Below are 26,588 nucleotides of genomic sequence, written 5' to 3'. Positions count from 1 at the left end.
CCGGAGCCCGCCATGCCCTCTGCCCGTCAGTCCCGTTCTCTTCGCCGATCCTCCGGCCTGGTGCTCGCCGCCGCGCTAGCCGCGTTGCTCAGTGCCTGCGCGAGCAGCCCGCCTGCACCCAAGCCTGCCCCGGCACCGATGCCTGCTCCCGTGCCGGCGCCTGCAGCCCCGGCGCCGACCCCCGTGCCCCCGCCGCCCTCGCCCGAGCAGGAGCGTCGAGCCGCGCTGACCAAGGTTGTTGATGAAGCCGTCGCGGCCTATGACCGTGGCGACTTCCGCGGCGCGCTTTCGCGCTTGAACGGCGCAGCGGATCTGCAACGTGCCGATGTCGACATTCAGGTGCGTGCATTGAAGTACATGGCGTTCAGCAACTGCGCTCAAGGCCAGCGGGCACCCTGCCGCGCGGCGTTCGAGCGGGCACTCACGCTGGATACCAGTTTTGACCTCACCCCGGCCGAGCAGGGGCACCCAATCTGGGGGCCCGAGTTCAAGGCGGCCAAGGCTGCAGTGAAGCGTTGAGACTGGCAGGCGCGGTCCGCGTGAGCATGAGGCCGCGCCGCTTGTCCCATTTCTTCGACAACACTCAGACCCATGGCCCCGCGCGCCGGTCGCATCAGGCTCTGCCTTGGCAGTGCGATCGTGGTCGCGCTCATGGCAGGCTGCGCCACGCCGCCCGCTCCGGTTGCGCCGCCTGCGCCCGCGCCCGCACCGGTTGCACCCAAGCCCCCCTCACTCGGTCGGGCTGAACACCTCGACGAACTCGGACGTCCGCGCGAAGCGGCCGAGTTGCGTGCACTGCTTGCGCGCTCCGCCGCCGGCGCTGACCGGCAGGCGCTGCTGTTCGAGGCTGCGCAGGGCTTTCTCAGCGCCGACGCTCCACAGCAGGCGCAAGCCGCTGAAGAGGGTCTGCGAGCGGCCAGCGGCGGGCTGGGCCTTGTTCTCGACGCACAGCTGCGCCTGCAGCGCGGCGAAGCGCTGGCCGCATACGGACTGCTCAGGTCGATCGACCCGGCGCAAGTAAATGAAATTGCGCGCGAACCCTATCTGCGCACGCTGGCCGAAGCGCTTGATCGGTTGGGCGATCTCGATCTGCAGGCATGGCCTGAGGCGGTCAGTTTCACGCGCGCTCGATGCAGGCCTCCGCGTTGCATGGCCCAGGCTGCGCCGCGCCCTGCGGCTCGGCCTGCGTTGCCGGCTTCAGCAGGGGGCGCCCAGGCCGCGTCCGCTGCGCCCGGCGCGCCGCTACCTGCGATAGGCGCTGGCTCTGCTGCCGGTACCGCCCCTGCGCCATCGCAGGCTGCCCCTGCCGTCGTACGCGAGTCATTGGCTCAGCGGGTGTGGGTTCGTACCCAGTTGATCAGCCTGATCGAACCCTGGGTGGACGCGCAAGCCAATCAGGCCCGACTCTGGCAGGCGCTGGAGCGGGTGCCCGCCGCAGAGCTGCGCGCTCTGCGCAGTCATCCATTGCTCGCGAGTGGGCCGGAGGATGGGCGTGCCTGGGTGGATCTCGCACTGGCTTGGCAGATCGAGCCGCCACTTGCCCGCCAGACTGCGGCACTTGACGCGTGGGCCAGGCAGTATCCACGCGTGGTCGTGCTCGACAGCAAACTGCTGCGCCGCGCTGAGCCTGCCGCAGGGGTGGCGCATGTGGCGGCGGTGCTGCCCCTGAACTCGTCGGATTTCGGTGTGCTGGCCAAGAGCGTGCTGGCCGGGGCGCGTCAGGCGGCACCAGGCCCAGCGGCTCTGCCGATCCGCGTCTACCCCACCGACGGTTCCGCCAATGGCGCAATCGGGGCCTACCAGCGCGCGGTGCGCAGCGGTGCGCGCGCCGTGATCGGCCCACTGACGCGCCGCGAAATGGCCGCTTTTTCAGAGCTTGATCTTCTGCCTGTGCCAACCGTGGCGCTCAATGTGTTCGAAGAGCAGGCCAGCGTGGTGAACCTTGTCCAGTTCGGCCTCTCGCTGGCCGAAGAGGGGCGGCAGATCGCGCGGCTGCTGTCAGTCAAGCAAGTGAAGGACGTGCTGCTCGTGCAGGGCAAGCGGCCGCTCGACCAGCGCGTGGGCGCTGCGTTCCTGGATCAATGGACGGTCGAGCTGGGCGCAAATGCTCGCCCGAGCGTGGCCGAAGGCAGCGCTGGCGTGAGCGCGTGGCTGAACGGCGGCGGCACAGCGCGTGGGCCGCGAGCGGTCGTGCTGGCAACAGGAGCCGAGCTCGCCATGGACATCATCCGCAGCCTGCCAGCCGACGTCCCGTTGTATGGCACGTCCTCCCTCTTCGAGTTGCGTGATGACACCTCAGCGGGGCGCACGCAGGTGCTCGAACTGCCCTACATGATTGACGCAGCGACTGACATTGCCGGCTCGGGGTCGCGCGACCTGCTGGAGCTGCGGCTGTTCGCGCTGGGCAAGGATGCCGCCACCGTGGCGCATGCTCTGGCTGCTGGCGATCGCGCCGGGGCTGGTCAGACGCTTCTTGTCGGGGCGACCGGCAGAAGCATCATGTTGCGTTCCGGCCGGATCGAGCGCGAGCTCACGCTGACCCGGCTGCAGCAGTTGCGGGCCGTGGCGCAGGAACTGACACCTGAGAAGAGTGCGGAGAAGCAGGCAGACAAGGGCGTCGAGAAGGTGTCGGACAAGCCCGGCGAGAAGGCTGCAGACAAGGCGGCAGTCCGCAGTGTCGCCACAAGCGCGACGCCGCCACGCTAAGCGCGAAATCGCGGGTTCCCCGCGGGGCAGGGGCCGCGGTAAGTTAGTACGTCATTGAGTGCCATGTTCAGGCGAATGCGCGATGCAGTGCACACCGCGCGAGCCAAGGAGTAGAGATGCTGACATTGCGGGTCATTGCGATAGACGGCGGGCCACCTCCGTCGCCCATGACGGCCACCTTCGGCCCTCAGGGCGGCACCATCGGCCGCAATCCCGGAGTCACGCTCGTGCTGCCTGATGAAGGCCGGACCATCTCGCGCCAGCAGGCCACGATCGCATTCTCGGCCGGTCAGTTCGTGTTTGCGGAACAGGGCTCGAACCCCAGCACCCTGAATGGCGAGCCCATGGGCCCGGGGCGCTCCGCGCCGCTGCGCCACGGCGACACGCTCGTCATGGGCCCCTACACCTTGCAGGTCGAAGTGGTGGGGGCGCAGGTACCCATGGACGAGCGCACCCGGATGGCGCCACCGCGCCAAGCCAAGCCGCAAGCCCCACGGCCACCAGTGCCGCCCGCCCCCGTGCCGATCCCGGTCCCAGTGCCAGCGCCGGCGCCGGCCGCGTTCATTCCACCGGCGCCAGCCTCCATGCCGGCATTCATGCCGCCGCCGCCCGCCGCTGCGCCCGCCTTCGTGCCGCCGGTCATGGCGCCCGCGCCTGTACCGGTGCCTGCGCCGGCACCCGTTCCGGCGGCCGCCATTCCGCCGGCGTCCGACTCATTTGATCCGTTTGCCAGCCTGATCGCTCCGCGCCCACTCGGGCCAGCCGCCGCGCCCGCGCAACCGCCGGCATTCGTGCCACCGCCCGCAGCGCCTGCGGCTGCACCGAGCGGCGGCTTCGACATCTTTGCCGGCCTCGGCAGCAGCGCGCCGGCACCGGCGGCTGCGGCCTTTGCCGATCCGCTGGCCGGCTTCGGCTCACCCGGCGCCCCCAAGCCGGCTGCCGGCGCACTGCCTGCCGGGGGCATCCCGGACGACTTTGACATCTTCGGCAGCCCGCCGGCCACCAAGCCCGCGGCACCCGCGCCGTCCGGCGCGGGCAGCTTGGGGAGCGATCTGAACATCGGTACGCCGGGCGATGCGTCCAGCTCCATTGACTCCCTGTTCGGTCTGGGCGGATCTGGCGGCACGGTGGATCCGCTCGCGGTGCTCAGCGCGCCGGCTCCAGCAGGCGGTGCAGGCGCAGCCCCGTCTTCGAGCGTGGACCCGTTGGCGATGTTTGGTGGTCAGGCCGTGCCGCAGGGTGCGGGGCCGGCCAGCGCCAACCACACGCCCGAAGTGAACTCGCTGTTTGCCCTGCCCAAGGCGGCAGGCCCGGCACCTGCAGTGGATGCGGCGTCCCGCCAGGCGATGGACGACGTGCTGGCCGCAGCGCGAGCACCGGCCCCGAACATGCTGGCCACGGGCTCATTCAAGCTCAATCCCTCTGCCCAGGCGCCCGTGCCGGCGCCCGCCCCGGCTCATGCGCCGGCACCGCGCGCTGCCATGAGCGCGGGCGGCGCAAGCGGCAGTCAGGCCGTGGGCCAGGACGCACTGCTGCTCGCATTGCTGCGCGGTCTGGATTGTTCAGTAGATGTCTCCCAGGGGCTGACCGAGGATCTGATGTTCCGCATCGGGCAGCTGCTGCGCGAAACCACGCAGGGCACCATCGAGCTGCTGGCTGCGCGCGCTCTGTCCAAGCGTGAAGTGAAGGCGCAGGCCACGGTGATCATGGAGCGGGCGAACAACCCGCTGAAGTTCTCGCCGGACGTGGCCAGCGCGATGCCCTTCCTGCTGGCCGAAAAGCCCAACCGCGCCTTCATGCCGCCTGTGGAGGCAATGCGCGACTCCTACAACGACCTGCGCTCGCACCAGGTGGGTGTGATGGCCGGCATGCGCGCGGCGCTTGAAGGCGTGCTGGGCCGCTTCACGCCCGAGGAGCTCGAAAAGCGCCTGACGCAAAAGAGCATGCTCGACTCGCTCATCCCTGCCGCGCGCAAGGCCAAGCTCTGGGATCTCTACGTGGAGATGTACCGCGACATTGCCCAGGAGGCTGGCGACGATTTTCACAAGCTCTTCGGCCGTGCATTCACCGAAGCCTATGAAGAACAGGTGGACCTGCTGCGCAAGCAGGAACCACGGAAGTAGCCGCACAACAAGAAGGCAGACATGCTCGAGTTTGATATCCAGGCGCTCAGCGGTCAGGGAGGCCGCAGCTATCAGGAGGACTGCCAGGGCCACCGTGTGGCCGGCGGCATCCTGTGCCTGGCCGTGTCTGACGGTGCCGGGGGGCATGGCGGCGGTCACATCGCTTCGGAGCTTGCGGTGCGTGCCGTGCTGGACCAGCACGCACACGAGCCTGCCTTCCTGCCCGAGACTGTCGCGCGCCTGATCGAACTCGCGCACCGCGTCGTGCACAGCGGGCAGCAGAAATTTCCGCAGTACCCGGACATGCGTGCCACGCTGGTGATTGCGCTGTGCGAACTCGCAACCGGTCGCATCCTGCTGGGCAACGTCGGTGACTCAAGGGGCTACGTGCTGGGCGCAGGCGGCATCCTGCTGCGTACGCGCGACCACAGCATTGCGCAGCAGATGATTGACGCTGGCATGCTGACGGCCGATCGTCGTGAACGTCCGCGCGGCGGGAATGTGCTGTTTGCTTCCCTCGGCATGGAGGAGCCGCCGGAGCCCTATGTGTATGAACTGGCCATGCCGATCACCGGTGGCGAGAGTGTGCTGCTGTGCACGGATGGCTTCTGGGAGGCGCTGGACGAGCGGGTGGTCTGCGAAGGCGTGCAGACGGGTAACACCGTGGCCAGCACGCTGGCCGTGCTGGAGGGCCAGCTGCTGGGCAGCATCCAGCCGGGTCACGACAACTACACCGCGCTGCTGGCGCGCAGCCGGCAGGCGGCCGCGAGTTTTGTGGATGCAGACAGCACCGTGATCCTGCGGGCGCCGCCCGGCGGCGATGAAGACCGCCAGCGCACCGTGATCCTGCCGCGCTCCCGCGCTTGAGGCGCACTCGCTTGCCTGAATGCCGGGCGCGGCACTTCCCATCAAGGTGGTTTGAATGAAGACGTGGATTGCTTCTGGTCGCACTTCGGTGCTCTGGGTGTCGCTGGGTGTGCTGCTGGCGTCCTGCGCCGCGCCGCCGCCCAAGGCCCCACCGCCGCCCGCGCCGGTGGCGGCGCCCGCTCCGGCGCCGGTGGCTGCGCCGCCCAAGCCCGCTGTGCCGATCATCGACACCGAAGTCGGGCGGCTCGTGCCTGTGGACTTCAGCGAGCTGACCGAGTTTTCGGTCGACCCGCTGGACGACGTTCACAAGACCTTCCGCTTCAGCTGCCAGTACTTCCGCAACCGCAAGCAGGCGCAGTGGACGCCGCTGTGCGAGCGCCTGGCACGGCTCGCACCGACCGATCAGGCGGGGCTGCGTGCGCTGCTGATGGAGCTGCAGCCCTACCGGATCGAGACTGACGATGGCAAAGCGACCGGCACGATCACCGGCTACTACGAGCCCGTGCTGCGCGGCTCGCGCATCAAGCGCAACCCCTACGTGCATGCGCTCTACAACCGGCCCTCCGATCTCGTCGTGGTGACCCAAGGCAATGCCGGCGCGCGCGGCCGCAAGGTGGGCGAGAAGGTCGTGCCCTACTTCACCCGCGAGGAGATCTATTCACCCAGCGGCCAGCAGTCGATGTCCGGGCGCGAGATCGTCTGGGTCGATGACCCGATGGATGTGCTGCTGATCGAGGTGCAGGGTTCCGGGCGGGTGATGCTGCCCGACGGGTCGGCGATCCGCCTGTCGTACGCCGACCACAACGGCCATCCGCGTACGCCCTACTCACAATGGTTCCGCGCCAACGGCCTGCCCAACATCGGCTCGATGGAAGAAATCAGCCGCTGGGCGCGCACCGCGCCGCCTGAGCGTGTGAAACAGATGTCCAACAGCAACGCGCAGGTGGTGTTCTTCCGCTGGGAGCCTGTGACCGACGTCACCGTCGGTCCGCCGGGCGCCACTGGGACGCCCGTGGTGCCGATGCGCTCGATCGCCATCGATCCGCGCTCGATCCCGCTGGGCGCGCCCGTCTGGATCGAGTTCCGCAGCCCGATCAACAAGGACGTGATGTACCGCCGCCTTGTGTTTGGATCGGACACCGGCGGCTCGATCAAGGGCGCGGTGCGTGCGGACTATTTCTGGGGCTTTGGCCAGCAGGCGCTTCAGATGGCACGCGCCACGCGTACCGATCAGGGGCGCATGTGGGTGTTGCTGCCCAAGCCGACGGCGCAGTGAAGTCGGCGCGCGCTCTACTGTTCGCGCAGTGCGTGGCATGTTTTCAATGAATTATTGAAAAGTGACGCTTAAGGACGTCCATTTTCAAACATTCGTTGAAATTCTTGACTAGCAGCTTTCCGCTACAGCCGTGCGGATCTCGGCCAGTTTGGCGACCGATTTTCATGCGTGCATGTCACGCTGATGCCTGCCCTAAATGCTTCAGGCGACCGTGAGCATGCCGGTGTACTGATCGGGCCGCGGCAGACCCAGGAAGCAGCGCACCGCCGTGCGGCCGTTGGCCAGCTGCGCCCACCACAGCGAGGTGCCGTGCATGCGGTCGCACATCTCGTCAAAGGCCAGCGCGGCCATGGCCGGGCCCAGGGGGCCGTGCACCGTGGCCTCGATGGTCTGGTGGCGATGCGCCAGCGCGAGGGCCTTGTACAGATCCGGGCCGGGCGCGTGCGTGGCGGCCTCGCTGATATTGAACAGGCAGTCCTGCAGGCTGTCCTCGAACTGATCCAGGCTGCCACCGGGGCGAAGCACGGCCGTCATGGCGCCGCTGAGCCGATCAAACCAGTTCGAACTCGTCTGGATCTCGGCCAGCAGCGCGCGCGGGAAAGGTGCCTTGAGCACCGCGGTGAGCGGAAAGTAGCGCCCGACCTGATCCACGCTGGACATCAGTGCGCCAGCCCAGGAATCGCCCTGGCCGAGCACGCCCGGGAAGATCGCAAAGCGCCAGACCGGCGCGCTCACGTAGGCCCGCATCCATTCCTGGCCCAGACTCGTGCGTGAGCTGACGATGGCGTGCTGCAGCCATTCGTCCCAGACGCCGCTGAACTCCGGGTCCATGCGGCGCGAGGCGAAGTCGCCCAACGCCGGCATCTTGCCGAACCATCCCGGCCGTGGATCGGCCATGCCGTCGAATCCGAGGTCAGCCATGGTTCAGAGCTTGGTTGGGCAGCCGAACTGGCGCAGTTCGGACATGGTGAAGGGGTTCAGCACGCTGCTGGTCTGCACATCGAAGGTGGCCTTGCGCCCGTCGATGTCGAAGGTCACGCGGAACCGCTCGGGCTGGTTGCTGCCCTCGATCTTCATGCGGTCGAACATGCGGAACAGGGCCCAAGGGCCTTCGAAGATCATGGCCGACTGGCCGCTGCTGGTGGGCGGCGAGATCTGGATGCGCACCTGGCTGCGCCCCGCGCTGCCCGGCCACACCACCGACGAGGGCACCTGCGGGCCGTGGGCATAGCGCACCTGCTGGCCGTCCACGTCGATGCTGAACTGCTGGATGCTGGCGTCCATCTCGACCGGGCGGAAGTCCAGGCGCAGGCTCGGCGCATTGCCGCCGTTGCGGAAGAAGGTGTCGCGGATGGCTTGGGCGCGCTGGAACTGCGCCAGCGACTCGGAATCGCCTGCAGCACCCATGGACGCGCCGCCGGTGCCCGTCGTCCGAAAGGTCCAGACCTTGGTGGTTGTATCAACGTACTGGAACAACTTGTCCAGCATGAAACCGTCCATCTTGCCACCCGGGCGGAACATCGCGGCAAAGTCTTCCGGCGTGATGTCGCGGTTGCTGCCGCGTACGACCGGGTAGCGGCCTGAGATGGCCTGTGTGCAGAAGGGCGTGATGTTGGCCTGGATCAGCTCACCGAGGTTGATGCGTGTTCCCGTGAGCGCGGTTTCCGTGCTCGCCTTGACCAGATCGTTCATCGGCTCGCGCACCTCGGCGGGAAGCCGGTCCGCCTCGGCCTTCACCTTGTTGGGTACATCGCTCTGGGGTACGGCCATGCCGCTGCCTACGGCAGTGCGTACCTGCTGCATGAAGGTGTAGAGCTCGCCGAGCAAGCGCACGGATTCATCGATCTGCGCAGGCTGACCAGGCGTGGGCGCCTTGACCCAAGCGCGGATGTCCCGGAACTGGTTGTCCACCAGAAGCTGCTCCAGGGTCTCGCTGGAGCTTGCGCCGGCGGCCGGTCGATCCGACGAGAAGATTTTGTTCAGGCTCTCGCGTGCCTTGTCCACCTCGCGGGCGGCTTCATTGAGCTTCTTGTCGATCTGACCGCCATCAAGCTTTTCTGCCAGGGTCGTCTCCTTGGCCACGGCGCGGAACAGGCTGCGCATGGGTGAGTCGACCGAGGACAGCACCTGGGTGACGGCGATTGCATCATTCAGATCCTTGATCTTGCGCAGCCGGATGTCGCCCAGATACTTCTTCCACTCGCGGGCGTATTCCTCCAGATAGATTCGCCGGACTTCCTTGGACAGGTTGAGCTTGGCGTTGGCGTCGTTCAGATTGAACTGGCGCTGCTGATCGTTCAGACCCATGACCCAGCGCTCCTCTGCGGCCAGCTGCTGGGCTGCCACATCCACCTGCTTGAGGAAGCCGCTGTAGTAGCCGTCATAGCTGAACATGCCGGCCGGCCCGCGCGTCATCGGTATGCCGCTGGCGCGCGTGAAGATGTTGCTGATGTTCGGTCCGCCCGCCCGCACGGCGTTGAACTCGGGAAATTCACTGCCCACACCGAGGCGCTTCATGCGGCTGTAGACACGCTGCGGCAGGGACAGGCGCGACAGGATGGTGCGCGCGTTCTCGACCAGCGCCTTGTCCATCGGCAGTGGCGAGACCACGATGCCTCGATCCAGCAGCGCGATCAGATGCCGCTCCAAGGCCTGGCGCTGGTCCACGGTGACGCCCCGCGGCAGGCTGTCGGTCCAGTCCGCGAGGATGATGGCCTTGAGCGCATCGGCCGAGTAGTGCTCGGTCTCATGCATCATCAGATAGGCCTTCAGGGCCTCGTACATCATCTCGGGGTTGTCGGCCTGGGTCTTGCGCAGGATCTCCTCGATGCGCAGGGCCACGCGGGGCAGGAAGGCATCCGTCAGCAGGCGCTGATAGGCGGCTTGCGCCGCGGAATCGATCTTGTCGCCCTGGAACAGTCCGAACTTCATGCTCGTGGGTGCGGAGAAGTCGCTCTCCACGGGCGGTGCGATCGCCACCTTGCGCAAGTCTTCGAGCGCGGGAAGCACCTGCAGCACATCCGTGGTGGCCACGTTGTCGAAGCCGGTCACGGTCTTGGTGACATCCGGCACCTTTGTGGCCACGTTGGCCAGATATTCCTTGTTTCGCACGAAGCTGAAGGCCCAGGCCGTCACTGTGGCCACGCCAGCCAGGCAGATCAGTGCCATGGCGGCGGCGTTGATGAGGGAGCGGCGGCGCTCCCACTTCAGATTGGTACCGGCCAGTTCGGACTCTGCAAACACCACATCCTTGAGCAGCTTGGTGATGAAGTAGCTGCGGCCCGTCGAGCTGCGCGAGGGCAGGACGCGGCGTTCCACCTTGAAGCTGCGCGCCAGCAGACCCATGATCCGGTCAATCGGCGTGTCTTCCTGCGTGCCGCTGGTGAAATAGACGCCACGGATCAGCGGCGCGTCGTCGAAGTTGGAGGACGAGAAGGTGTGCACGAGGAACTCGCCCAGCACATCGCGGATGCCTGCAAACTGCTCAGGAAAGCCGTAGACCAGCGCGCGGCGTTGCGGGTCGCGCTCGGCTTCGAGCCGGTCGATCAGGCCATCGAACAGACGCTTTTCGATCGCGGCAAATTCCCTGCTGAAGGTGTTGCCCAGAGCGGCGCGGTCCAGTCCGTTCTGCGTTTCCTTGAAGGGCAGAGTGAAGCCCAGAACCTGCGCGCGTTCTTCCTTGCCCAGGTTCTCGAAGTACTCCATGAAGCCGGGGAGCAAGTCCGTCTTGGTCACCAGCACATAGATCGGAATACGCAGACCCAGCTGGCTGTACAGCTCCTGCACACGCTGGCGCAGCGTCGTGCCATGGCGCTCGCGGTCCGGCTGCGCCTGCGACAGCAGATCCTGCACGCTGATGGTCAGCAGAATGCCGTTGATCGGACGCCGCGGCCGCGCCTTGCGCAGCAGCTGCAGGAAGCCCTGCCAAGCGCCGGCATCCTCTTCCTTGTTGGAGGTCTGCGTGGTGTAGCGGCCGGCGGTATCCAGCAGGATCGCTTCGTTGGTGAACCACCAGTCGCAGTTTCGCGTGCCGCCCACGCCGCGGATGGCTTCCTTGCCGAACTTCTCGGCCAGCGGGAACTCCAGCCCGGAATTGAGCAGAGACGTTGTCTTGCCCGAGCCCGGCGCACCGATGAACATGTACCAGGGCAGGTGATAGAGGTAGCCCGAGCCGAAGCGCTGGTTCCACTTGGCACCGCTCAGGTTGGACTTCTTCAGGGTATCCAGCGCCTCCTTGAAGCGCGCGTCGAGCACGGCGACTTCCTTGTCGCCTGCCTTCTCGGCAGGTGCAACGGACTGCGCCGCGAGACTGGCGGCCATCTGGTCGCTGGCGCGCCGCGCCTTCCAGACCGCCCAGAGGCGGCGAGCCACGAAGAACAGCACGATCAGGCCGATGAGCGTCCAGCGTGCCCACTCGGGGTCCAGCGGACGGATGCTGCCAATGGCGATCAGCGGGCCGACCCACCAGATGAGCAGCGACAGGGCCAGCAGGCCCAGGATCAGCAAGGTCCACTTGTTGAAGATGAAGCCGAAGATCTTTTTCATGGTGCGTAGCCCGGGCGCTATTGCTTGACCAGCAGCAGGGTGATTTCGACGCGGCGGTTCTGTGCCTTGCCCGCGGCTGTGTCGTTGGATGCCACAGGCTCAGAGTCAGCCCGCCCCTCAGGCTGAATGCGGCCTTGCAGCACGGTGCGGCCCAGCAGACCGGCCACCGTCTTGGCGCGCTCGTGCGACAGGTGCCAGTTCGAGGGAAAGCGCGCGGTGCTGATGGGCGTGTTGTCCGTGTGACCCGTGACGAGCACCGTGCCCTGTACCTTGGACAGCGCGTCGGCGATGCGGCCAATCAGCGGCTCGCGCACGGGTTCGAGCGTGGCGCTGCCCTTTTCGAAGAGACCGTCGCCACGGATCGTGACGATGCTCCGGTCGGCGTAGTCCTTTACATCGACCAGCCCTTCCTTGATCTCTGGTTCTAGGAACTGTCGCAGGCGGGGCTGCGGAATCTGCACCGGAGGGGGCAACTGGTGGCCCTTGGCACGGATGCCGATGATGGAGGAGTACAGGGGGTCGGAAGCACGCGTCAGCATGAGCGTGAAGATCATGTAGCCCGCCAGCAGAATCAGCCCCACGACGGCTGATGCAACCCAGAGCGGCATGGCACCCAGAAAGCGCTTCTTCACACCTTGCGTGGGCGCCCAATTCAGCGCCAGCGATGCGTCGTACTTGCCGCGCTGCTCCTTGATCATCAGCGCAAGCCGTTCGCGCAAGGTTTGAAGATCGGCCAAGCCGTTCTGCACCACCCGATAGCGCCCCTGGAAGCCGAGCACGATGCAGGCATAAATCAGTTCAAGCAGATCGAGGTTGTCACGCGGCGCCTGTGCGAGCTTGCCGAGCAGCTGAAACACCTTTTCGCCGCCCCACGACTCGTTGTGAAAGCTCACAAGCAAGCTGTGGCGCGCCCATGCGCCACTGCCGCCCCAGGGTGTGCTGGCGGCGGTTTCATCAAGCACAGTGCACAGGATGTAGCGCGCGGCAATCACACGCTCGTTGGCTACGCCGGCAGTCCGAACATTGTTCTCGAACTGCTTGACCGCGGCGACCAGGCTCTCGCGCAGCGCATCGACGTCCGCGACCTGCGTGGTCTGGCGCAGCTGGGTCACCAGATTCAGCAGCGGGTTGGCAGCGGCCAGAAGCGGGTTCAGGCCCGTCGGCTTGTACGGGATGTCCGAGGCGGCCTCGCGCGCCATCGGCTGCGCTGCAGAAAAGGCCGCGGCTGCCGCTGCCGGGCGAACCCCGGGAGTGGGCATGACGAAGGTCTGCTCCGGCGGCGCTGCGCCGAATGCACTGAACGGGTCGTTGGTATTGCTCATGAGCAGCGTCCTGTTATGTTCAGGCGCGGCTGAGCCGGGTGCGCCGGTGGTCAGTCAAGCGGCAAGGGCGCGATCCGGATGCTCAGCCCTCCCGGATGGCCCAGAACTCCAACTCGAGCCCCGGGAATTCACCTGCGATGTGCATCGCCAGGTGGCCCGTCGCCTGAAGTTGGGTCCAGAGGTCCCCATTGCGATCGAGTTCGAAATAGTGGAACCCGGAGTGGTACGGAATTTCTCTTGGTGCGACAGCGAGACCCCGAAGCGATACGCCGGGCAGTTGCAGGTTCACAAGGTCGCGGATCCGCTCGACTGGCCCGATCTTGACCTGACTGGGAAAGCGCAGGCGCAGTTGCTCGCCAGGTACCTGCGCGTTCACCGCAAGCACGAAGTTGGCGGACCGCAGCAGATCAAGATCCGACACAGTTGCCGTGCGGACCCCGTACTTGCGATCGACCAGTTCAATGGGAATGGCGCGCTGCTCCAGCACCGTCGACAGGAAAGCGCGCAAATGGATCATCAGCTCGCCCAGACAGCGCTCCAGATCATCGTGAAGATAGGCGGCCAGCTTGGGCGGGCGGCGCGACGTGCTGCCGAAAATCGCCAGGTCGCCGATCGCTTCGACGCATAGAGAGAAGAATCGCTCCGGGTGCACGGAATTCAGCTCGCTCAAGTGCTGAAAGAGTGGCTCATAGCGGTTGACCGACTGCAGCATGAGAAAGTCGGCGATTTCAGCAACGCCTCCGGCACCGGGCTTGCCCAATCGCGCTGCGAGCGCATCACCGCGCTGATGGAACATTGCGAGGGCCTCGCGCAAGTAGCCGGCCACTCGGGAGTGCACGTGCAGATTGAGCAGTGGCGGAACGTGGTTCTTGTCCACAAGGAGCGCGCTGTCCGGCTTGCGCTCAAGGACCTTGATGAGCGCCAGCCCCTGGTATGCCTCCGTCGAGTCCGCGGCAAGCATGAGCTTGAGGTTGAGATTGCCGACCTGAATGAATGCGTTTCGTTCCATCGACGCCGTGGCGTCGCGCAGCTCGATGTCGTTTGCCACGTAGCGCATGAGCGCGGCATCCTGCTCGCCGCCCAAGCTTGTGTCCTGCGCGTTGGTGCGGCGCATGGGCAAGCTGAGAACGACCTTGGCGTCGCGCGCGTCCGCAGGGAAATCCAGTGCGGGGGGCAGAGGGTCGACTGCCGGCGCATCAAATGGAGTGCCGTCCGGGAACACCCCCTGAGCTCGGGTCACCACAATCCGACCGAGTTTCAGACTGTCTTCGTCGATCTCCAGCGCGGTGAAGCCCCACGGGTAGGGCCGCAGAGCATTGGTACGCCCTTCAACCCAGCGCTCAATATGCCGATCGGCCTGCTGGAAGTGCTGAGGCTGCAGGAACAGGCCTTCGGTCCAGACGACCTTTCGGAAATTCGACATGATTTTGGGGTCCGTGGATCTCGTGTGGACGTTGCGTCGCCGCTGCGAATGAAGGGCTTATTGGGCGGGTCGAACCGAAATGGTTCGGCCTTCGACGATCACGCGCAGGTTGTTCGGCTTTCCGGCAACGAGTGGCACCGTGCCGCGCCAGGTCGCGCGCTCAAGATCGCGAAAGGCTGCAAACACCGCGATATGACGTGACTCAGGCTTCGCGTCGCGGGCGATCGATTTCGTTTCGCCAGGCTGCAGCGTGAATTCGTCCCGCGCCTGCAAGTCCGCGGCGAGTGCCTCGCGGTCCTTGTCGAACAGCGCAAAGAAGTCGGCAGCCTCAAACCCGGCCGGCGCCCGCAGTTCGTACACGCGAACCACGATTGGCGAGGGCCGATTGCGCGTATCTGGATTCGCGTTGCTGGCAACTGCGACGGAGATATTCAGCTTGGTGGGTGTTGCTTTCGGCGCAGCCCCGCAGCCCGCAAGCGCGAGCAGCAAAACGGACACGCTGAGAGCCCCGAACAATGGACGCCATGCCATGCTGATCTCCTCCCTTTGTTTCGTTGACATTATGTCAGCCAGCCCGGAAACTCGACGCACTTTGTTCAGGGAGTCACGTACTCGGCGCTGCGTTGTTCGCGGCATCGCGTGCGAAAAGACTGCGATGCGTGTGGGCGGCATTATTGGACCTGCGCCGCAAACGTGGCCAAACTTCTCGATCCCCAAAACACGGGGCTGCGAACAAGGCGAAGTTGGCACATAGTTACGCACCGCCAGCCACATCGAAGGGACTGGCGATTCGCTCTATCCGGGGAGGGCGCCGTGCTCGACATCGAGCAACTTTGCAAGCCAATTAGCGACGAGTCACCTTGTGGCGCCGACCTTGAGTACGACGCCGCATTTTTAGCGCTCGAGCAAGCGGCGCAGCCCAAGGCCGAGCAGCAGTTCGGTGACACAGTCATCGCTGCCGAGGGTCCGGATTGGCGCACCGTTCGCAGCCAGGCAATCGAGCTCTTTGGACGCACCAAGGATCTGCGCATTTGCGTGCACCTGATCCGCGCCAATCTCGCCTTGGAAGGCTTCCGCTCGCTGGCGGACGGTCTCGGTCTGGTGCGTGAGTTGTGTACACGCTATTGGGACGGACTCTTCCCTTTGCTCGACGCCGACTACGACAACGACCCCATGATGCGCATGAACGCACTGTCAGCGCTGGCCCACGCTGAGGCGGGTCTGGCCGATGTGCGCAACAGCGCCGTGGGCAAAGCGCGGGGCGTTGCCTTCCAGGTCAAGTCTTTCGAGTACGCACTCAATCCGTCGCTTGTGCCGGAGGGCATGGCGGTGCCGAGCGACGCCGAGCTTCGCGGATTTCTTGGCGATCTCGAGAGTTCGGAGCCGGGGAGCCTGGAGGCGCTTTCGCGCGTCAAGTCCGAGGCCGATCAGCTACAGACCTGGCTCAACGAACAGGTCGGCAGCGATCGAGCCGTCGACCTCAAGCCTCTGCGCGACGTATGCGGTTTCGTAGTCAAGCAGGTCAAGGCAGTCGCCGGCAGCGATTCGGGCGATGCCACCACGGATGCTGATGGGGGCGCGAATGCGGGCTTGGGCGTGGGGGCCGCAGGGCTGACACTCGGTGCTGTTGGCAATCGGGATGAAGCAATCCGTCAATTGGAAAAGCTCTGCGATCTCCTTGAGCGGACCGACCCCGCCAATCCGGGCCCTTTATTCATTCGACGTGGCATCCGTCTGCTGCGCATGAACTTCATCGACATCATTCGAGATCTGTCGCCCGAGAGTCTGCAGCAGATCGAACACCAGGCGGGACTGCCCCGCGAATAGGCTCATTGAGTGCGCTTCAGTGGTTCAGATATGAAAGGACGTCATCATGGCTAGCAGTCAGAAGTTCATCGCGAGAAACCGTGCTCCTCGCGTCCAGATTGAATACGACGTAGAGCTCTACGGAGCCGAGAAGAAGGTCCAGCTTCCCTTCGTGATGGGCGTGATGTCGGATCTGTCCGGCAAGTCCAACGAGCCGCCGCCGCCTGTACCTGATCGCAAGTTTCTGTCCTTTGATGTGGACAACTTCGACAGCCGCATGAAGGCCATGAAGCCGCGTGTCGCCTTCCAGGTACCCAACACGCTGACGGGCGAAGGCAATCTCCCGGTGGATATCACTTTCGAGAACATGGACGATTTCTCGCCTGCTGCCGTGGCGCGCAAGGTGGACTCGCTCAATCGCTTGTTGCAGGCCCGGACCCAGCTCTCAAATCTCGTGACTTACATGGATGGCAAGTCAGGGGCTGAGGACCTGTTGGCCAAGGTGATCCAGGACCCTGCGCTGCTTCAGTCGCTGGCAGCAACCAAGAAGCCGGATGGTGAGCAGGCCTGAGTGGTCGGCATCACCTCGAAAGACTATCCCGGAGTAATTTGACATGGCACAGACCCAATCAGACAGCCAGCTGGGTGCGATTGAATTCGCAGGCTCGGACTTTTCGTCGCTTCTGAACAAGGAGTTCAAGCCCAAGACCGAAGAAGTTCGCAGCGAGGTCGAGCGCGCGGTGCAGACCCTTGCCGAACAGGCGCTCGTAAACACGAGCTTGATCGGCAAGGACGTGGTCCAGTCGATCGAAGCAATGATTGCTGCGATCGACAAGAAGCTGTCCGAGCAGGTGAACGTGATTCTCCACCACGCCGACTTCCAAAAGATGGAAAGCGCATGGCGCGGGCTCCACTATCTGGTCAACAACACCGAGACGGACGAATCCCTCAAGATCCGCGTAATGGATATCTCGAAGGCTGATCTTCACAAGACGCTCAAGCGCTACAAGGGCACCAACTGGGATCAAAGCCCGATCTTCAAGCGGGTTTACGAAGAAGAATATGGGCAGTTTGGCGGCGAGCCGTTCGGCGCGATCGTCGGCGACTACTACTTTGACCAAAGCCCGCCAGACGTGGAACTGCTTGGCGAGATGGCCAAGGTGTCTGCATCGGCGCATGCTCCATTCCTCGCCGCTGCATCGCCCACGCTAATGCAGATGGACTCATGGCAGGAGCTGGCCAATCCTCGAGATCTAACAAAGATTTTCAGCACGCCGGACTATGCCGGTTGGAGGTCGTTGCGCGAGTCCGAGGACGCGCGCTATCTGGCACTGTGCATGCCGCGTTTCCTTGCGCGGACACCTTACGGTGCCAAGACCAATCCGGTGGAAGACTTTGCGTTTGAGGAGGACACGGGCGCGGCGGATCACTCGCGCTACGCCTGGGCTAATGCGGCGTATGCGATGGCGGTAAACATCAACCGCTCGTTCAAGCTGTACGGCTGGTGCTCCCGTATTCGTGGCATCGAGTCGGGCGGTGCTGTGGAAGGGTTGCCGACCCATGCCTTCCCGACAGACGATGGCGGCGTCGACATGAAGTGCCCGACCGAGATCGCAATCAGCGATCGACGTGAAGCAGAGCTGTCGAAGAACGGCTTCCTGGCGCTGGTGCACCGGAAAAACTCGGACTTCGCAGCCTTCATCGGTGGGCAATCGCTGCACAAGCCTGCGGAGTACGACGATCCCGATGCAACCGCCAACGCAGCGCTTGCGGCACGGCTACCGTACCTGTTTGCGTGCAACCGGTTTGCCCACTACCTGAAGTGCATTGTTCGCGACAAAGTCGGCTCGTTCAAGGAGCGGGCCGACATGCAGCGCTGGCTGCAGAACTGGATCATGCAGTACGTGGACGGCGATCCGGCGAATTCCAGTGAAGACATCAAGGCGGAGAAGCCGTTGGCAGCTGCCGAGGTTGTGGTTGAGGAGATTGAAGGCCAGCCAGGGTATTACGGCGCCAAGTTCTTCTTGCGCCCGCACTATCAGCTGGAAGGCTTGACCGTGAGCTTGCGTTTGGTGTCCAAGCTGCCATCCGCGAAGTCGGCTTGATCGGTTAACCCCGCACTCGCGGGATCTACCGCGAGCGCGGGATTGTTGGGGGGCTGTTGGCCAACCACACTGGCATCTGACGGGGCCAACTGAAGTGCAAAGCTGGCCCGGTTAAAAAGTTTCTCGGAAGGAGAGTTGAAATGGCTGTTGACTATTTTTTGAAGATTGATGGAATTGAAGGTGAATCTCCGGACGCCAAGCACGGCAAGGAAATCCAGGTGCTGTCCTGGTCCTGGGGTGTGACCAATACCGGCACGCACGGTATGGGGGCTGGTGGTGGCGCAGGCAAAGCTGTAGTGAGCGACTTCAACTTCACTCACGAGTACGACAAGGCAAGCCCGAACCTTTTTGACAAGTGCGTCAAGGGCACACACATCAAATCTGCAGTCTTGACCGCTCGGAAGGCTGGTGGTCAGCAGCAGGAATTCCTTGTCATCAAGCTGGCCGATCTGCTTGTGTCTTCGGTGAGCCCGTCGGCCGGTGGCGAAATCCCCATGGAAAGCGTCACGATCAACTTCACCAAGTATGAGATCGAGTACAAGCCGCAGAAAGCCGATGGCTCTCTCGACGCCGGCGTGAAGGCGCAGTACGACATCAAGGCTCAGAAGTAACGAGCTTGGCTTCGCATTGCCCATCGGCCGAACCCCGCCGATGGGCAATGTCGCTTGTGGCGGCGCATGCGCCCAAACCTAATCCCTTCCGAGCGTTGAAATGAGTGTCAGCAACATTGTTCTCGCGATGGAGAACCTACGTACCAACCAGAAGCTGACCGGCGACAGCTTGTTGGAGAGCCCGCATCGCATGCTGTCGACGGCCTTCTCGTCGCGGATCCCGGGCCTGGCACCCTTCATTGATGTGATCGGACTCCGCTGGTCTGCCGAGAGCAACAGTACCGCCGTGGCAGGTAGCTCTCAGCGCGGCTCGGAGAGCAACATCATTGTCTCGCCGGCACCGTTGATTCTGACGAAGCGCCTGGACTCCGCCTCCGCAAAGCTAGCTGCCGCGATGGGTTCTGGTGACCCACATGCAGCCATCCTGTTCATGATGAAGGCGGGTACCGTTCCTCCGCTTCCGTTCTACGGCTACTCGATGCAGGGCGTTCGCGTGACGAAGCAAGAGGTCGTCATTGCACCAGGCGAGTTGGAGGCTGTTGAGCAGGTGACCCTGTCTTACGACGCGATCGGCATGTGGTTTATCCCGCAAGGCAGTGACGGTCAGCCCCAGCCGCAGATCGTGGCTAACTTCCGCTTTCACTCGGCAAGTCGATAACAACAATGAGCGCACCCGATCTTGATCGCGCCGCGGCGCTTGTTGCTGGCGGCGAAGCGACCGCTGCGCTGGCTGCTTTGCAGGACGCCGTGCGCAAATCACCGGCCGACGCGAAGCTGCGTACCTTCCTCTTCCAACTACTCGCAGTTCTCGGACAGTGGGAGCGCGCCAAGACGCAGCTCGACGTCGTGGCCGAGATGAACCCTGCTGCGGCGATGATGCGGCAGATGTATGCGGAAGCGATTCAGTGCGAGGTGTTAAGGGCGAGCGTTTTTGCTGGCGAGAAGGCGCCCATGGTGTTCGGTTATCCAGACCAGTGGCTTGCCATGCTGATAGAGGCCCTGCTCATGGAAGCCAAGGGCGATCCCGCGGCGGCTGCGAAGCTTCGTGCGGATGCCCTGGACCAGGCGCCTGCATCGAGCGGGTCAGTCAACGGTGAGCGATTCGAATGGATTGCAGACGCTGACTCGCGTATCGGACCGGTTCTTGAGGCGGTGATCAACAACCGCTACTACTGGCTCCCGTTCAAGAACCTGTTGGCCATCGATGTTGAGGCGCCCACCGATCTTCGTGACCATGTATGGCTGCCTGCGAAACTCACGTTCGTGAACGGAGGCGAGGCGCTGGCATTGCTCCCGGTGCGTTACGCCGGCACCGAGTCTGAAGGCGATGATCTTGCGCGCATGGCGCGGAAGACAGTATTCAATGAGCGCTTTCCTGGCGTGTACTGCGGCGTCGGGCAGCGAATATTCGTGACGGATGCTGCTGAGTACTCGCTGCTGGACGTTCGTAGTGTGGTAGTCGACGAGCCTGCTGCTGCTGACGGAGAGGCCTCCGGCAGCAGCGAGCCCGCGCCGGTTGCTTGAGTGAGGTTGATGTCTCGTGGCGGAGCTTCTTCCCCAGGAGCGCTTGCAGCCCTCGTTGCTCGACCGCCTGATCGATGATGACCCCAGCGTCGCGGTCGAATCTTCTGACAGGCGCGTGCTCAGCAAGAGTCAGCTCCGGCAGGCCGTGCTGCGAGACCTTGAGTGGCTGTTGAACGCAGCCCAGATTCGGCAATCACTCATCCAGGGCCAAACCGAGGTCGAGAACTCAGTAATCAACTATGGCCTGCCCGCATTTTCGGGCGAGACTGCTTCCGAGATTGCTCAGCAAGACGTCGAAGCATCCATTCGGCAGGTCATTGAGCGCTTCGAACCCAGGATTGACGCGTCCTCGCTTGAGGTCAGGGTCAGTACCGCGGGTTCGATTCTGGATTCGCACAACTTGCTCCAGCTCCGGATTCGAGGAACGCTATGGGCGCAGCCGACCCCGCTTGAGCTCATCATCAAATCGACACTCGATTTGGAAACCGGATTGATCGCTCTCGACGATTCACCCGGACGCAACTCGCGAGCCTAAGTCATGGACCCCCGACTGATCCGCTACTACAACCAAGAGCTCTCGTTCTTGAGAGAGATGGGTGCAGAGTTCGCCAAGCAATTTCCGAAGATCGCGGGACGCTTGGGTGTCGAGGGCTTGGAGGTTTCCGATCCGTACGTTGAGCGGCTCCTGGAAGGCGCTGCGTTTCTGACCTCTCGGCTCCAATACAAACTCGACGCAGAGTTCGAGCGCTTTACTCAGCGTTTGCTGGAGGTGGTCTACCCCAACTTTCTGACGCCGGTGCCGTCAATGATCGTCGCGCAGTTCCAGCCCGACATCAGCGACGCGAACTTGGCGAAGGGGCCGTTGGTGGCACGAGGTACGGTGTTGCGCGGCAGCTTGCCGGCCAATGAGACGACGGCCTGTGAGTTCGTGACCGCTCACGCAATGCGCCTGTATCCGCTACAAGTTGTGGAGGCAAAGTACTTCTCGTTTGCTCCTGACCTGCCGCTGAACAAGCTACGCGAGTCAAGTCAGATTAAGGGAGGAGTCCGCATTCGCATCAAGGTCGGCGCTGGGCTCAAGGCCAACCAGCTGAATCTCGATGAGTTGGACTTCTGCCTGTCTGGGCCGCTCGAAGTTAGCTACAAGCTTTACGAGCTGGCTACCGCTTCGTTTCTTGGCGCCTACGTCCATGCGGGGAGGCCTTCACCGGCCAAGCTCGAGACTCTCGGTGAAAACGCACTCCAGCCGCTAGGGTTCGATGACGAGCACGCGCTTCTCCCGGTGTCCGCCCAGTCATTCCAAGGCTACCGCCTGCTGCAAGAGTACTTTGCGCTGCCATCGCGATTCCTGTTCTTGAGGCTGACCGGGCTGTTGCGCAAGGCAATCTCGTCAATCAGCGAGTCCGAATTTGAGCTGGTCCTGTTATTTGGCCGAGCCGACCCCCAGCTCGAGAGTTTCATCGACGCCGGCATGTTTTCGCTGTTCACGACACCGGCGATCAATCTGCGAACGAGGCGAGCGGACCGCATACACGTTTCGGAGTCGAGCAACGAGTTCCAGGTGATCGTCGACCGAACTCGACCGGTAGATTTCGAGGTTCACTCCGTCGATCGAGTCACCGGCTTCAGTGCCGGCTCAGATCTCGAGACTGAGTTCTTGCCGCTGTATTCGAAGTTTCATGGTGAATCTTCTGAGCACTCCGCGTATTTTGCGGTCCGGCGCGAGCAAAGAGTGCTGTCTGCAAATCAGCGCAGAACGGGGCCGCGCAGCAGCTACATAGGCAGCGAGGTGTTCCTGTCGGTCGTCGACCCGAAAGAGGCGCCGTATCGGTCCGACCTGAAGCAACTCTCACTGATGGTCAGTGTGACCAATCGCGACCTGCCCTTGTTCATGCCCATTGGTCGCGGGGGCAGCGACTTCGTCGCTGATGTCTCCGTGCCGATGGCCGCAATCCGTTGCATCCGAGGCCCTTCTCGCCCGTTTGCTCCTGCTGCACAAGGCGCCATGGCTTGGCGCTTGATCAGTCATCTATCACTTAACTACCTCGCATACGAAGATCTCAGCGCTCAAGAGGGCGCAGCTGCGCTACGAGAGATGCTCAAGCTGTACTTGGCCAATGTCGAGCCGGGTCTGCAGCGGCAGATTGACGGAGTTCGCTCGGTCAGTTCCAAGGCAAGTGTGCGCAGGCTACCCATGCAAGGCCCGATCGCGTTCGCACGCGGTGTGGGTATCGAACTCCAGGTGGACGAAATGGCGTTCCAGGGCGCCAGTGCGTTCCTTCTGGGGGCGGTGCTCGAGCGAGTCTTTGCGCGCCATGCTGCCGCGAACTCGTTCACTGAATTCTCAATGACTTCGCTGCAGCGCGGCCCGATCATGCAATGGGCGCCGCGGGCTGGGCGTGTTGGACTGACCTGATATGGGTGCAGCCCGATCCGACACCGGCGGAGCGCCCAGCAAGGCGCTAGACGGCCTTTTGTCGGCCCTCGAGGCAGCCCCGTGGTCATTCGACTTCTACGCCGTTCTACGTCGAATTGATGCGCTTGGTCAGGGCGCGCCTCGCTTTGGCGAGAGCCTGCGCCCTCAGCAGGATCCGGTTCGCCTGGGGCAGGAGCCCTCGCTGTCCTTCGCGCCTTCAGCGGTTTCGGGGTTCACGCCGCAATCCAGTTATGCGCCCGCTCGAATTGAGGTCCGTTTCTTCGGCTTTCTTGGGCCCAACGGGCCGCTGCCGCTACACCTGACCGAATTCGCCATGCAGCGCGTCATGCATCACGGTGATCGAACCTTCGCGCGCTTTCTCGACGTGTTTCATCATCGCTTTCTGTCGCTTTTCTATCGCAGCTGGGCGCAGGCGCATCCCGCTGTGTCGATGGATCGTGCGAACGCTGACCACTTCTCAGCCTATGTGCGTTCACTGGCTGGGTACGGCACATTTGGGTTACTCGGGCGCGATTCTGTGCCCGATATGGCGAAGCAGCGGTTCGCTAGCTGGATGGCGCGCAGCGTTCGGACGCTCGAGGGCATCGAAGGTGTCTTGAGCAGCTACTTCGGAATGCGCGTTCGCGTCGAGCAGTTTGTCGGGCATTGGATGAAGCTGCAGGTCCAGGATCTCACACGGCTGGGCGTTCGTCTTCAGGCGAATCGGCTTGGTCGCGGTGCGACGCTCGGAGAGCGGGTTTGGGACCGTCAATACAAGATCCGACTGGTGATGGGTCCGATGAGCCGCTCACAGTACGAAGACCTCCTGCCGGGTGGGCGCGCAGCCCCCGCATTGCGCGATTGGATGCTCAACTTCTTCGGGCGAAGGATGGCCGTCCAAGTCCAGTTGGTACTGCGTTCGCGCGATGTTCCGCACGCGCGATTGGGGCAAAGTGGCGCACTGGGCTGGAGCGCTTGGTTCGGCAGTGACTCTGCTCGTCACGACGCTGCAGATCTGCATCTGGAGCTGGCGCTCGAACACTGACTCGGCGGGACGCAGCGTTCGTCGCTCTGTGTGACGCTCGCGCAAGGGAATATCAGGGAGAAGACACTATGAGCGAAATCAGTCGCGTTGCCTTGTTCGGAAAACTCAACACGACCGCTTACAAGGCGATCGAAGGTGCAACGGTTTTCTGCAAGCTGAGAGGCAACCCTTACGTCGAACTGGTCCATTGGTTGCAACAGATCCTCCAGGGGCAGGATTCGGACATCCACCGGATCGTCCGCCACTTTGGCATTGACGCCAGCAAGCTCGCGACCGACTTTGTCGCAGCGCTCGACAGATTGCCGCGTGGCGCAAGCTCGATCTCCGACTTGTCTGAGTACATCGAAGCGTCGGTAGAGCGCGCATGGGTCTATGCCACCTTGATGTACGGTGAGCAGCAGGTCCGGACGGGCCACCTGCTCGTAGGCATGCTCAAGACAAACTCGCTGCGCAATGCGCTCTTCGGAATTTCCCGTCAGTTCGAGCACATCAAGCCCGACATCCTGGCAAGCGACTTTGCGAGCATCACATCTGGCTCGCCTGAAGAGAATCAAGCCCCGAGCGACGGCAGTGGCTTGAGCGGAGCCCCCGGCGAAGCCAGCGGTGCAATGGCCCCCCCTCAAATGGGCAAGGGTGAAGCGCTCAAGCGCTTCTGCGTTGACCTGACCGAGCGAGCCACAAAGGGCGAGATCGACCCGGTAACTGGTCGCGATGACGAGATCCGCCAGATCGTCGACATTCTCATGCGCCGACGCCAGAACAACCCGATTCTCACTGGTGAAGCCGGCGTAGGGAAGACTGCGGTTGTGGAAGGTTTTGCGCTGCGGATTGCGAAGGGAGATGTCCCACCGATGTTGAAGGACGTCAAGCTGCTGTCGCTTGACATTGGTTTGCTTCAAGCAGGGGCGTCCATGAAGGGCGAGTTCGAGCAGCGTCTGCGCCAGGTCATCGACGAAGTCCAGGCATCCGCCAAGCCCATCATCCTTTTCATTGACGAAGTCCACACGCTGGTGGGTGCTGGCGGTGCTGCAGGAACGGGCGATGCTGCGAACCTGCTCAAGCCCGCGCTTGCCCGGGGCAAGCTGCGCACGATTGGTGCGACGACTTGGGCCGAGTACAAGAAGTACTTCGAGAAGGACCCAGCGCTGACGCGGCGATTCCAGGTCGTGCAGGTTCCGGAGCCGACCGAAGACAAGGCGATTCTGATGATGCGCGGTGTTGCCTCCACGCTGGAGAAGCATCACAAGGTCCAGATCCTTGATGAGGCACTCGAGGCTGCTGTACGACTATCGCACCGCTACATCCCTGCCCGTCAGCTGCCGGACAAGTCCGTCAGCCTCTTGGATACGTCCTGTGCCCGAGTGGCTGTCAGTCAGCATGCGACGCCAGCGGCTGTCGAGGATTGCCAGCGTCGCATCGAAGCGTTGACCACCGAGCTCGAAATCATCGGACGCGAGGAGGCCGCAGGCTTCAAGGTCGGAAAGCGTCGCGCGGATGCTGAGCAGAAGCTTGCGACAGCGCAGTCTGAACTTGTCGGCTTGGAGGCACGCTGGAAGGAGGAAAAGACGCTCGTCGAAGAAATCCTCGCGACGCGTGCCAAGCTGCGCGACAGCGGCAACAAGGTCGAAGGTACTGGAAGCTCTGCAGAGCAGGCGGCTGAGGGCGCCAAGGACACAGGCGCAAATTCAGTGTCGCCAGCGGATCGTGAAGCAATGCTTGCCCAGTTGGACGGCCTGAACGCCAAGCTGCACGCGCTGCAGGGCGATTCCCCGCTCATTCTTCCAACTTGCGACGAGCAGGCTGTCGCTGCCGTCGTAGGTGATTGGACCGGCATCCCGGTCGGGCGAATGGTGAAGGACGAGGTGCAGAGCGTGCTCCGGCTTGCCGATACGCTCAACGCACGGGTCATCGGCCAACGTCACGGCCTGGAAATGATCAGCCGCCGGATCCAGACAAGCCGCGCCAAGCTGGACAACCCTAACAAGCCCATTGGTGTGTTCATGCTCTGCGGACCCTCCGGCGTCGGCAAGACGGAAACGGCACTGGCGCTCGCAGAGTCCTTGTATGGCGGCGAGCAGAACGTCATCACCATCAACATGAGCGAGTTTCAGGAGAGCCACACCGTTTCCACGCTCAAGGGCTCGCCACCGGGCTATGTAGGCTACGGCGAAGGTGGCATCCTGACGGAGGCTGTGCGCCGCCGCCCCTACAGCGTTGTGCTGCTCGACGAGATCGAGAAAGCGCATCACGACGTGCACGAGATGTTCTTCCAGGTCTTCGACAAGGGCTGGATGGAAGACAGTGAAGGGCGCTACATCGACTTCAAGAACACGATCATCCTGCTCACCAGCAACGCGGGAACCGATCTGATCATGAACATGTGCAAGGATCCTGAGCTGATGCCGGATCCCGAGTCGATCTCCAAGGCGCTGCGTGAGCCCTTGCTGAAGGTGTTTCCGCCCGCTTTCCTTGGCCGCCTTGTCACGATCCCGTATTACCCACTATCCGACTCCATGCTTGGAGAGATCGTCAAGCTGCAGCTCAATCGCGTGAAGAAGCGTGTCGAGATGAATCACAAGGTGCCCTTCAACTACGACGATTCAGCGGTCAAGCTGATCGTCAGTCGATGCAATGAAGTGGACTCCGGCGGACGGATCATCGATGCGATTCTGACCAACACGATTCTTCCGAAGGTCAGCATCGAGTACCTCACGCGCCTGTCGGAGGGGCGGCCGTTCAATGGTGTGCAGCTGTCCGTCGCCGACGGCGAGTTTTCGTACAACTTTGACTGAACCCTGACCGATACCGGGTCGCGGTAT

At 63.4% G+C, this 26,588-nt stretch carries 20 protein-coding genes; 15 read left to right on the top strand and 5 right to left on the bottom strand.

What is annotated here, in order from left to right; genetic code table 11:
• The first annotated feature begins 12 nt into the window (after positions 1-12).
• From ACMDW7_RS15405 to ACMDW7_RS15385, 5 genes are all read left to right on the top strand, one after another.
• Positions 13-519 (top strand): TssQ family T6SS-associated lipoprotein, encoded by a 507-nt coding sequence (locus ACMDW7_RS15405; RefSeq protein WP_377302872.1) that lies wholly within the window; start codon positions 13-15, stop codon positions 517-519.
• 72 nt (positions 520-591) lie between these two features.
• Positions 592-2,706, top strand: coding sequence for a penicillin-binding protein activator (locus ACMDW7_RS15400; protein ID WP_377302873.1), 2,115 nt, complete (start codon positions 592-594; stop codon positions 2,704-2,706).
• A gap of 167 nt (positions 2,707-2,873) precedes the next feature.
• Positions 2,874-4,829 (top strand): type VI secretion system-associated FHA domain protein TagH, encoded by a 1,956-nt coding sequence (gene tagH / locus ACMDW7_RS15395; RefSeq protein ID WP_414859573.1) that lies wholly within the window; start codon positions 2,874-2,876, stop codon positions 4,827-4,829.
• Between the two features lie 21 nt (positions 4,830-4,850).
• A complete protein-coding gene (locus tag ACMDW7_RS15390; protein WP_377302876.1) occupies positions 4,851-5,696 on the top strand; it encodes a PP2C family protein-serine/threonine phosphatase in 846 nt (281 codons plus the stop codon).
• Between the two features lie 55 nt (positions 5,697-5,751).
• Positions 5,752-6,972 carry a murein transglycosylase A gene (locus tag ACMDW7_RS15385; protein WP_377302877.1) on the top strand — a complete coding sequence of 407 codons (1,221 nt, stop codon included), beginning with the start codon at positions 5,752-5,754 and terminating at the stop codon, positions 6,970-6,972.
• Between the two features lie 201 nt (positions 6,973-7,173).
• Here the strand turns inward: ACMDW7_RS15385 and tagF are convergent, their stop codons facing one another.
• The 5 genes from tagF to tssJ all read right to left on the bottom strand — a co-directional run bounded on the left by tagF (position 7,174) and on the right by tssJ (position 14,823).
• Entirely contained in the window at positions 7,174-7,893 is a 720-nt protein-coding gene (tagF, locus tag ACMDW7_RS15380; RefSeq protein ID WP_377302878.1) for a type VI secretion system-associated protein TagF, read from the bottom strand.
• A 3-nt stretch (positions 7,894-7,896) separates the two neighbouring features.
• Positions 7,897-11,517, bottom strand: a complete 3,621-nt coding sequence (tssM, locus tag ACMDW7_RS15375) for a type VI secretion system membrane subunit TssM (RefSeq protein ID WP_377302879.1) — start codon at positions 11,515-11,517, stop codon at positions 7,897-7,899.
• A 17-nt stretch (positions 11,518-11,534) separates the two neighbouring features.
• Complete coding sequence (locus ACMDW7_RS15370) at positions 11,535-12,839, bottom strand: DotU family type VI secretion system protein (RefSeq protein ID WP_377302880.1); 1,305 nt, start codon at positions 12,837-12,839, stop codon at positions 11,535-11,537.
• A gap of 82 nt (positions 12,840-12,921) precedes the next feature.
• On the bottom strand, positions 12,922-14,262 hold the full coding sequence (gene tssK, locus ACMDW7_RS15365) for a type VI secretion system baseplate subunit TssK (RefSeq protein ID WP_377302881.1): 1,341 nt from the start codon (positions 14,260-14,262) through the stop codon (positions 12,922-12,924).
• A gap of 57 nt (positions 14,263-14,319) precedes the next feature.
• Entirely contained in the window at positions 14,320-14,823 is a 504-nt protein-coding gene (gene tssJ, locus ACMDW7_RS15360) for a type VI secretion system lipoprotein TssJ (protein ID WP_377302882.1), read from the bottom strand.
• 252 nt (positions 14,824-15,075) lie between these two features.
• On the opposite strand from tssJ, the gene tssA reads away from it, so the two are divergent.
• From tssA to tssH, 10 genes are all read left to right on the top strand, one after another.
• Entirely contained in the window at positions 15,076-16,089 is a 1,014-nt protein-coding gene (gene tssA, locus ACMDW7_RS15355; RefSeq protein ID WP_377302883.1) for a type VI secretion system protein TssA, read from the top strand.
• A gap of 46 nt (positions 16,090-16,135) precedes the next feature.
• The gene (gene tssB / locus ACMDW7_RS15350) at positions 16,136-16,639 is read left to right on the top strand and encodes a type VI secretion system contractile sheath small subunit (RefSeq protein WP_054126254.1); all 504 of its coding nucleotides are present in this window, start codon (positions 16,136-16,138) and stop codon (positions 16,637-16,639) included.
• Between the two features lie 43 nt (positions 16,640-16,682).
• A complete protein-coding gene (gene tssC, locus ACMDW7_RS15345; RefSeq protein ID WP_377302884.1) occupies positions 16,683-18,173 on the top strand; it encodes a type VI secretion system contractile sheath large subunit in 1,491 nt (496 codons plus the stop codon).
• A 140-nt stretch (positions 18,174-18,313) separates the two neighbouring features.
• On the top strand, positions 18,314-18,784 hold the full coding sequence (locus ACMDW7_RS15340) for an Hcp family type VI secretion system effector (RefSeq protein ID WP_377302885.1): 471 nt from the start codon (positions 18,314-18,316) through the stop codon (positions 18,782-18,784).
• A 100-nt stretch (positions 18,785-18,884) separates the two neighbouring features.
• Entirely contained in the window at positions 18,885-19,442 is a 558-nt protein-coding gene (locus ACMDW7_RS15335; protein ID WP_377302886.1) for a type VI secretion system tube protein Hcp, read from the top strand.
• A 5-nt stretch (positions 19,443-19,447) separates the two neighbouring features.
• A complete protein-coding gene (locus ACMDW7_RS15330; RefSeq protein WP_377302887.1) occupies positions 19,448-20,308 on the top strand; it encodes a type VI secretion system accessory protein TagJ in 861 nt (286 codons plus the stop codon).
• A gap of 55 nt (positions 20,309-20,363) precedes the next feature.
• Positions 20,364-20,843, top strand: a complete 480-nt coding sequence (tssE, locus tag ACMDW7_RS15325) for a type VI secretion system baseplate subunit TssE (RefSeq protein WP_377302888.1) — start codon at positions 20,364-20,366, stop codon at positions 20,841-20,843.
• Between the two features lie 3 nt (positions 20,844-20,846).
• Positions 20,847-22,724 carry a type VI secretion system baseplate subunit TssF gene (tssF, locus tag ACMDW7_RS15320; protein WP_377302890.1) on the top strand — a complete coding sequence of 626 codons (1,878 nt, stop codon included), beginning with the start codon at positions 20,847-20,849 and terminating at the stop codon, positions 22,722-22,724.
• Between the two features lie 58 nt (positions 22,725-22,782).
• The gene (tssG, locus tag ACMDW7_RS15315) at positions 22,783-23,769 is read left to right on the top strand and encodes a type VI secretion system baseplate subunit TssG (RefSeq protein WP_414859572.1); all 987 of its coding nucleotides are present in this window, start codon (positions 22,783-22,785) and stop codon (positions 23,767-23,769) included.
• 68 nt (positions 23,770-23,837) lie between these two features.
• On the top strand, positions 23,838-26,561 hold the full coding sequence (gene tssH, locus ACMDW7_RS15310) for a type VI secretion system ATPase TssH (RefSeq protein ID WP_377302894.1): 2,724 nt from the start codon (positions 23,838-23,840) through the stop codon (positions 26,559-26,561).
• Positions 26,562-26,588: the final 27 nt, after the last annotated feature.

The sequence above is a fragment of the Piscinibacterium candidicorallinum genome (genome assembly GCF_047549485.1).
Lineage (GTDB): Bacteria > Pseudomonadota > Gammaproteobacteria > Burkholderiales > Burkholderiaceae_C > Piscinibacterium > Piscinibacterium candidicorallinum.
Note: the sequence above shows the minus strand (reverse complement) of the source record. Positions and strands in the feature narration are given on the sequence as shown.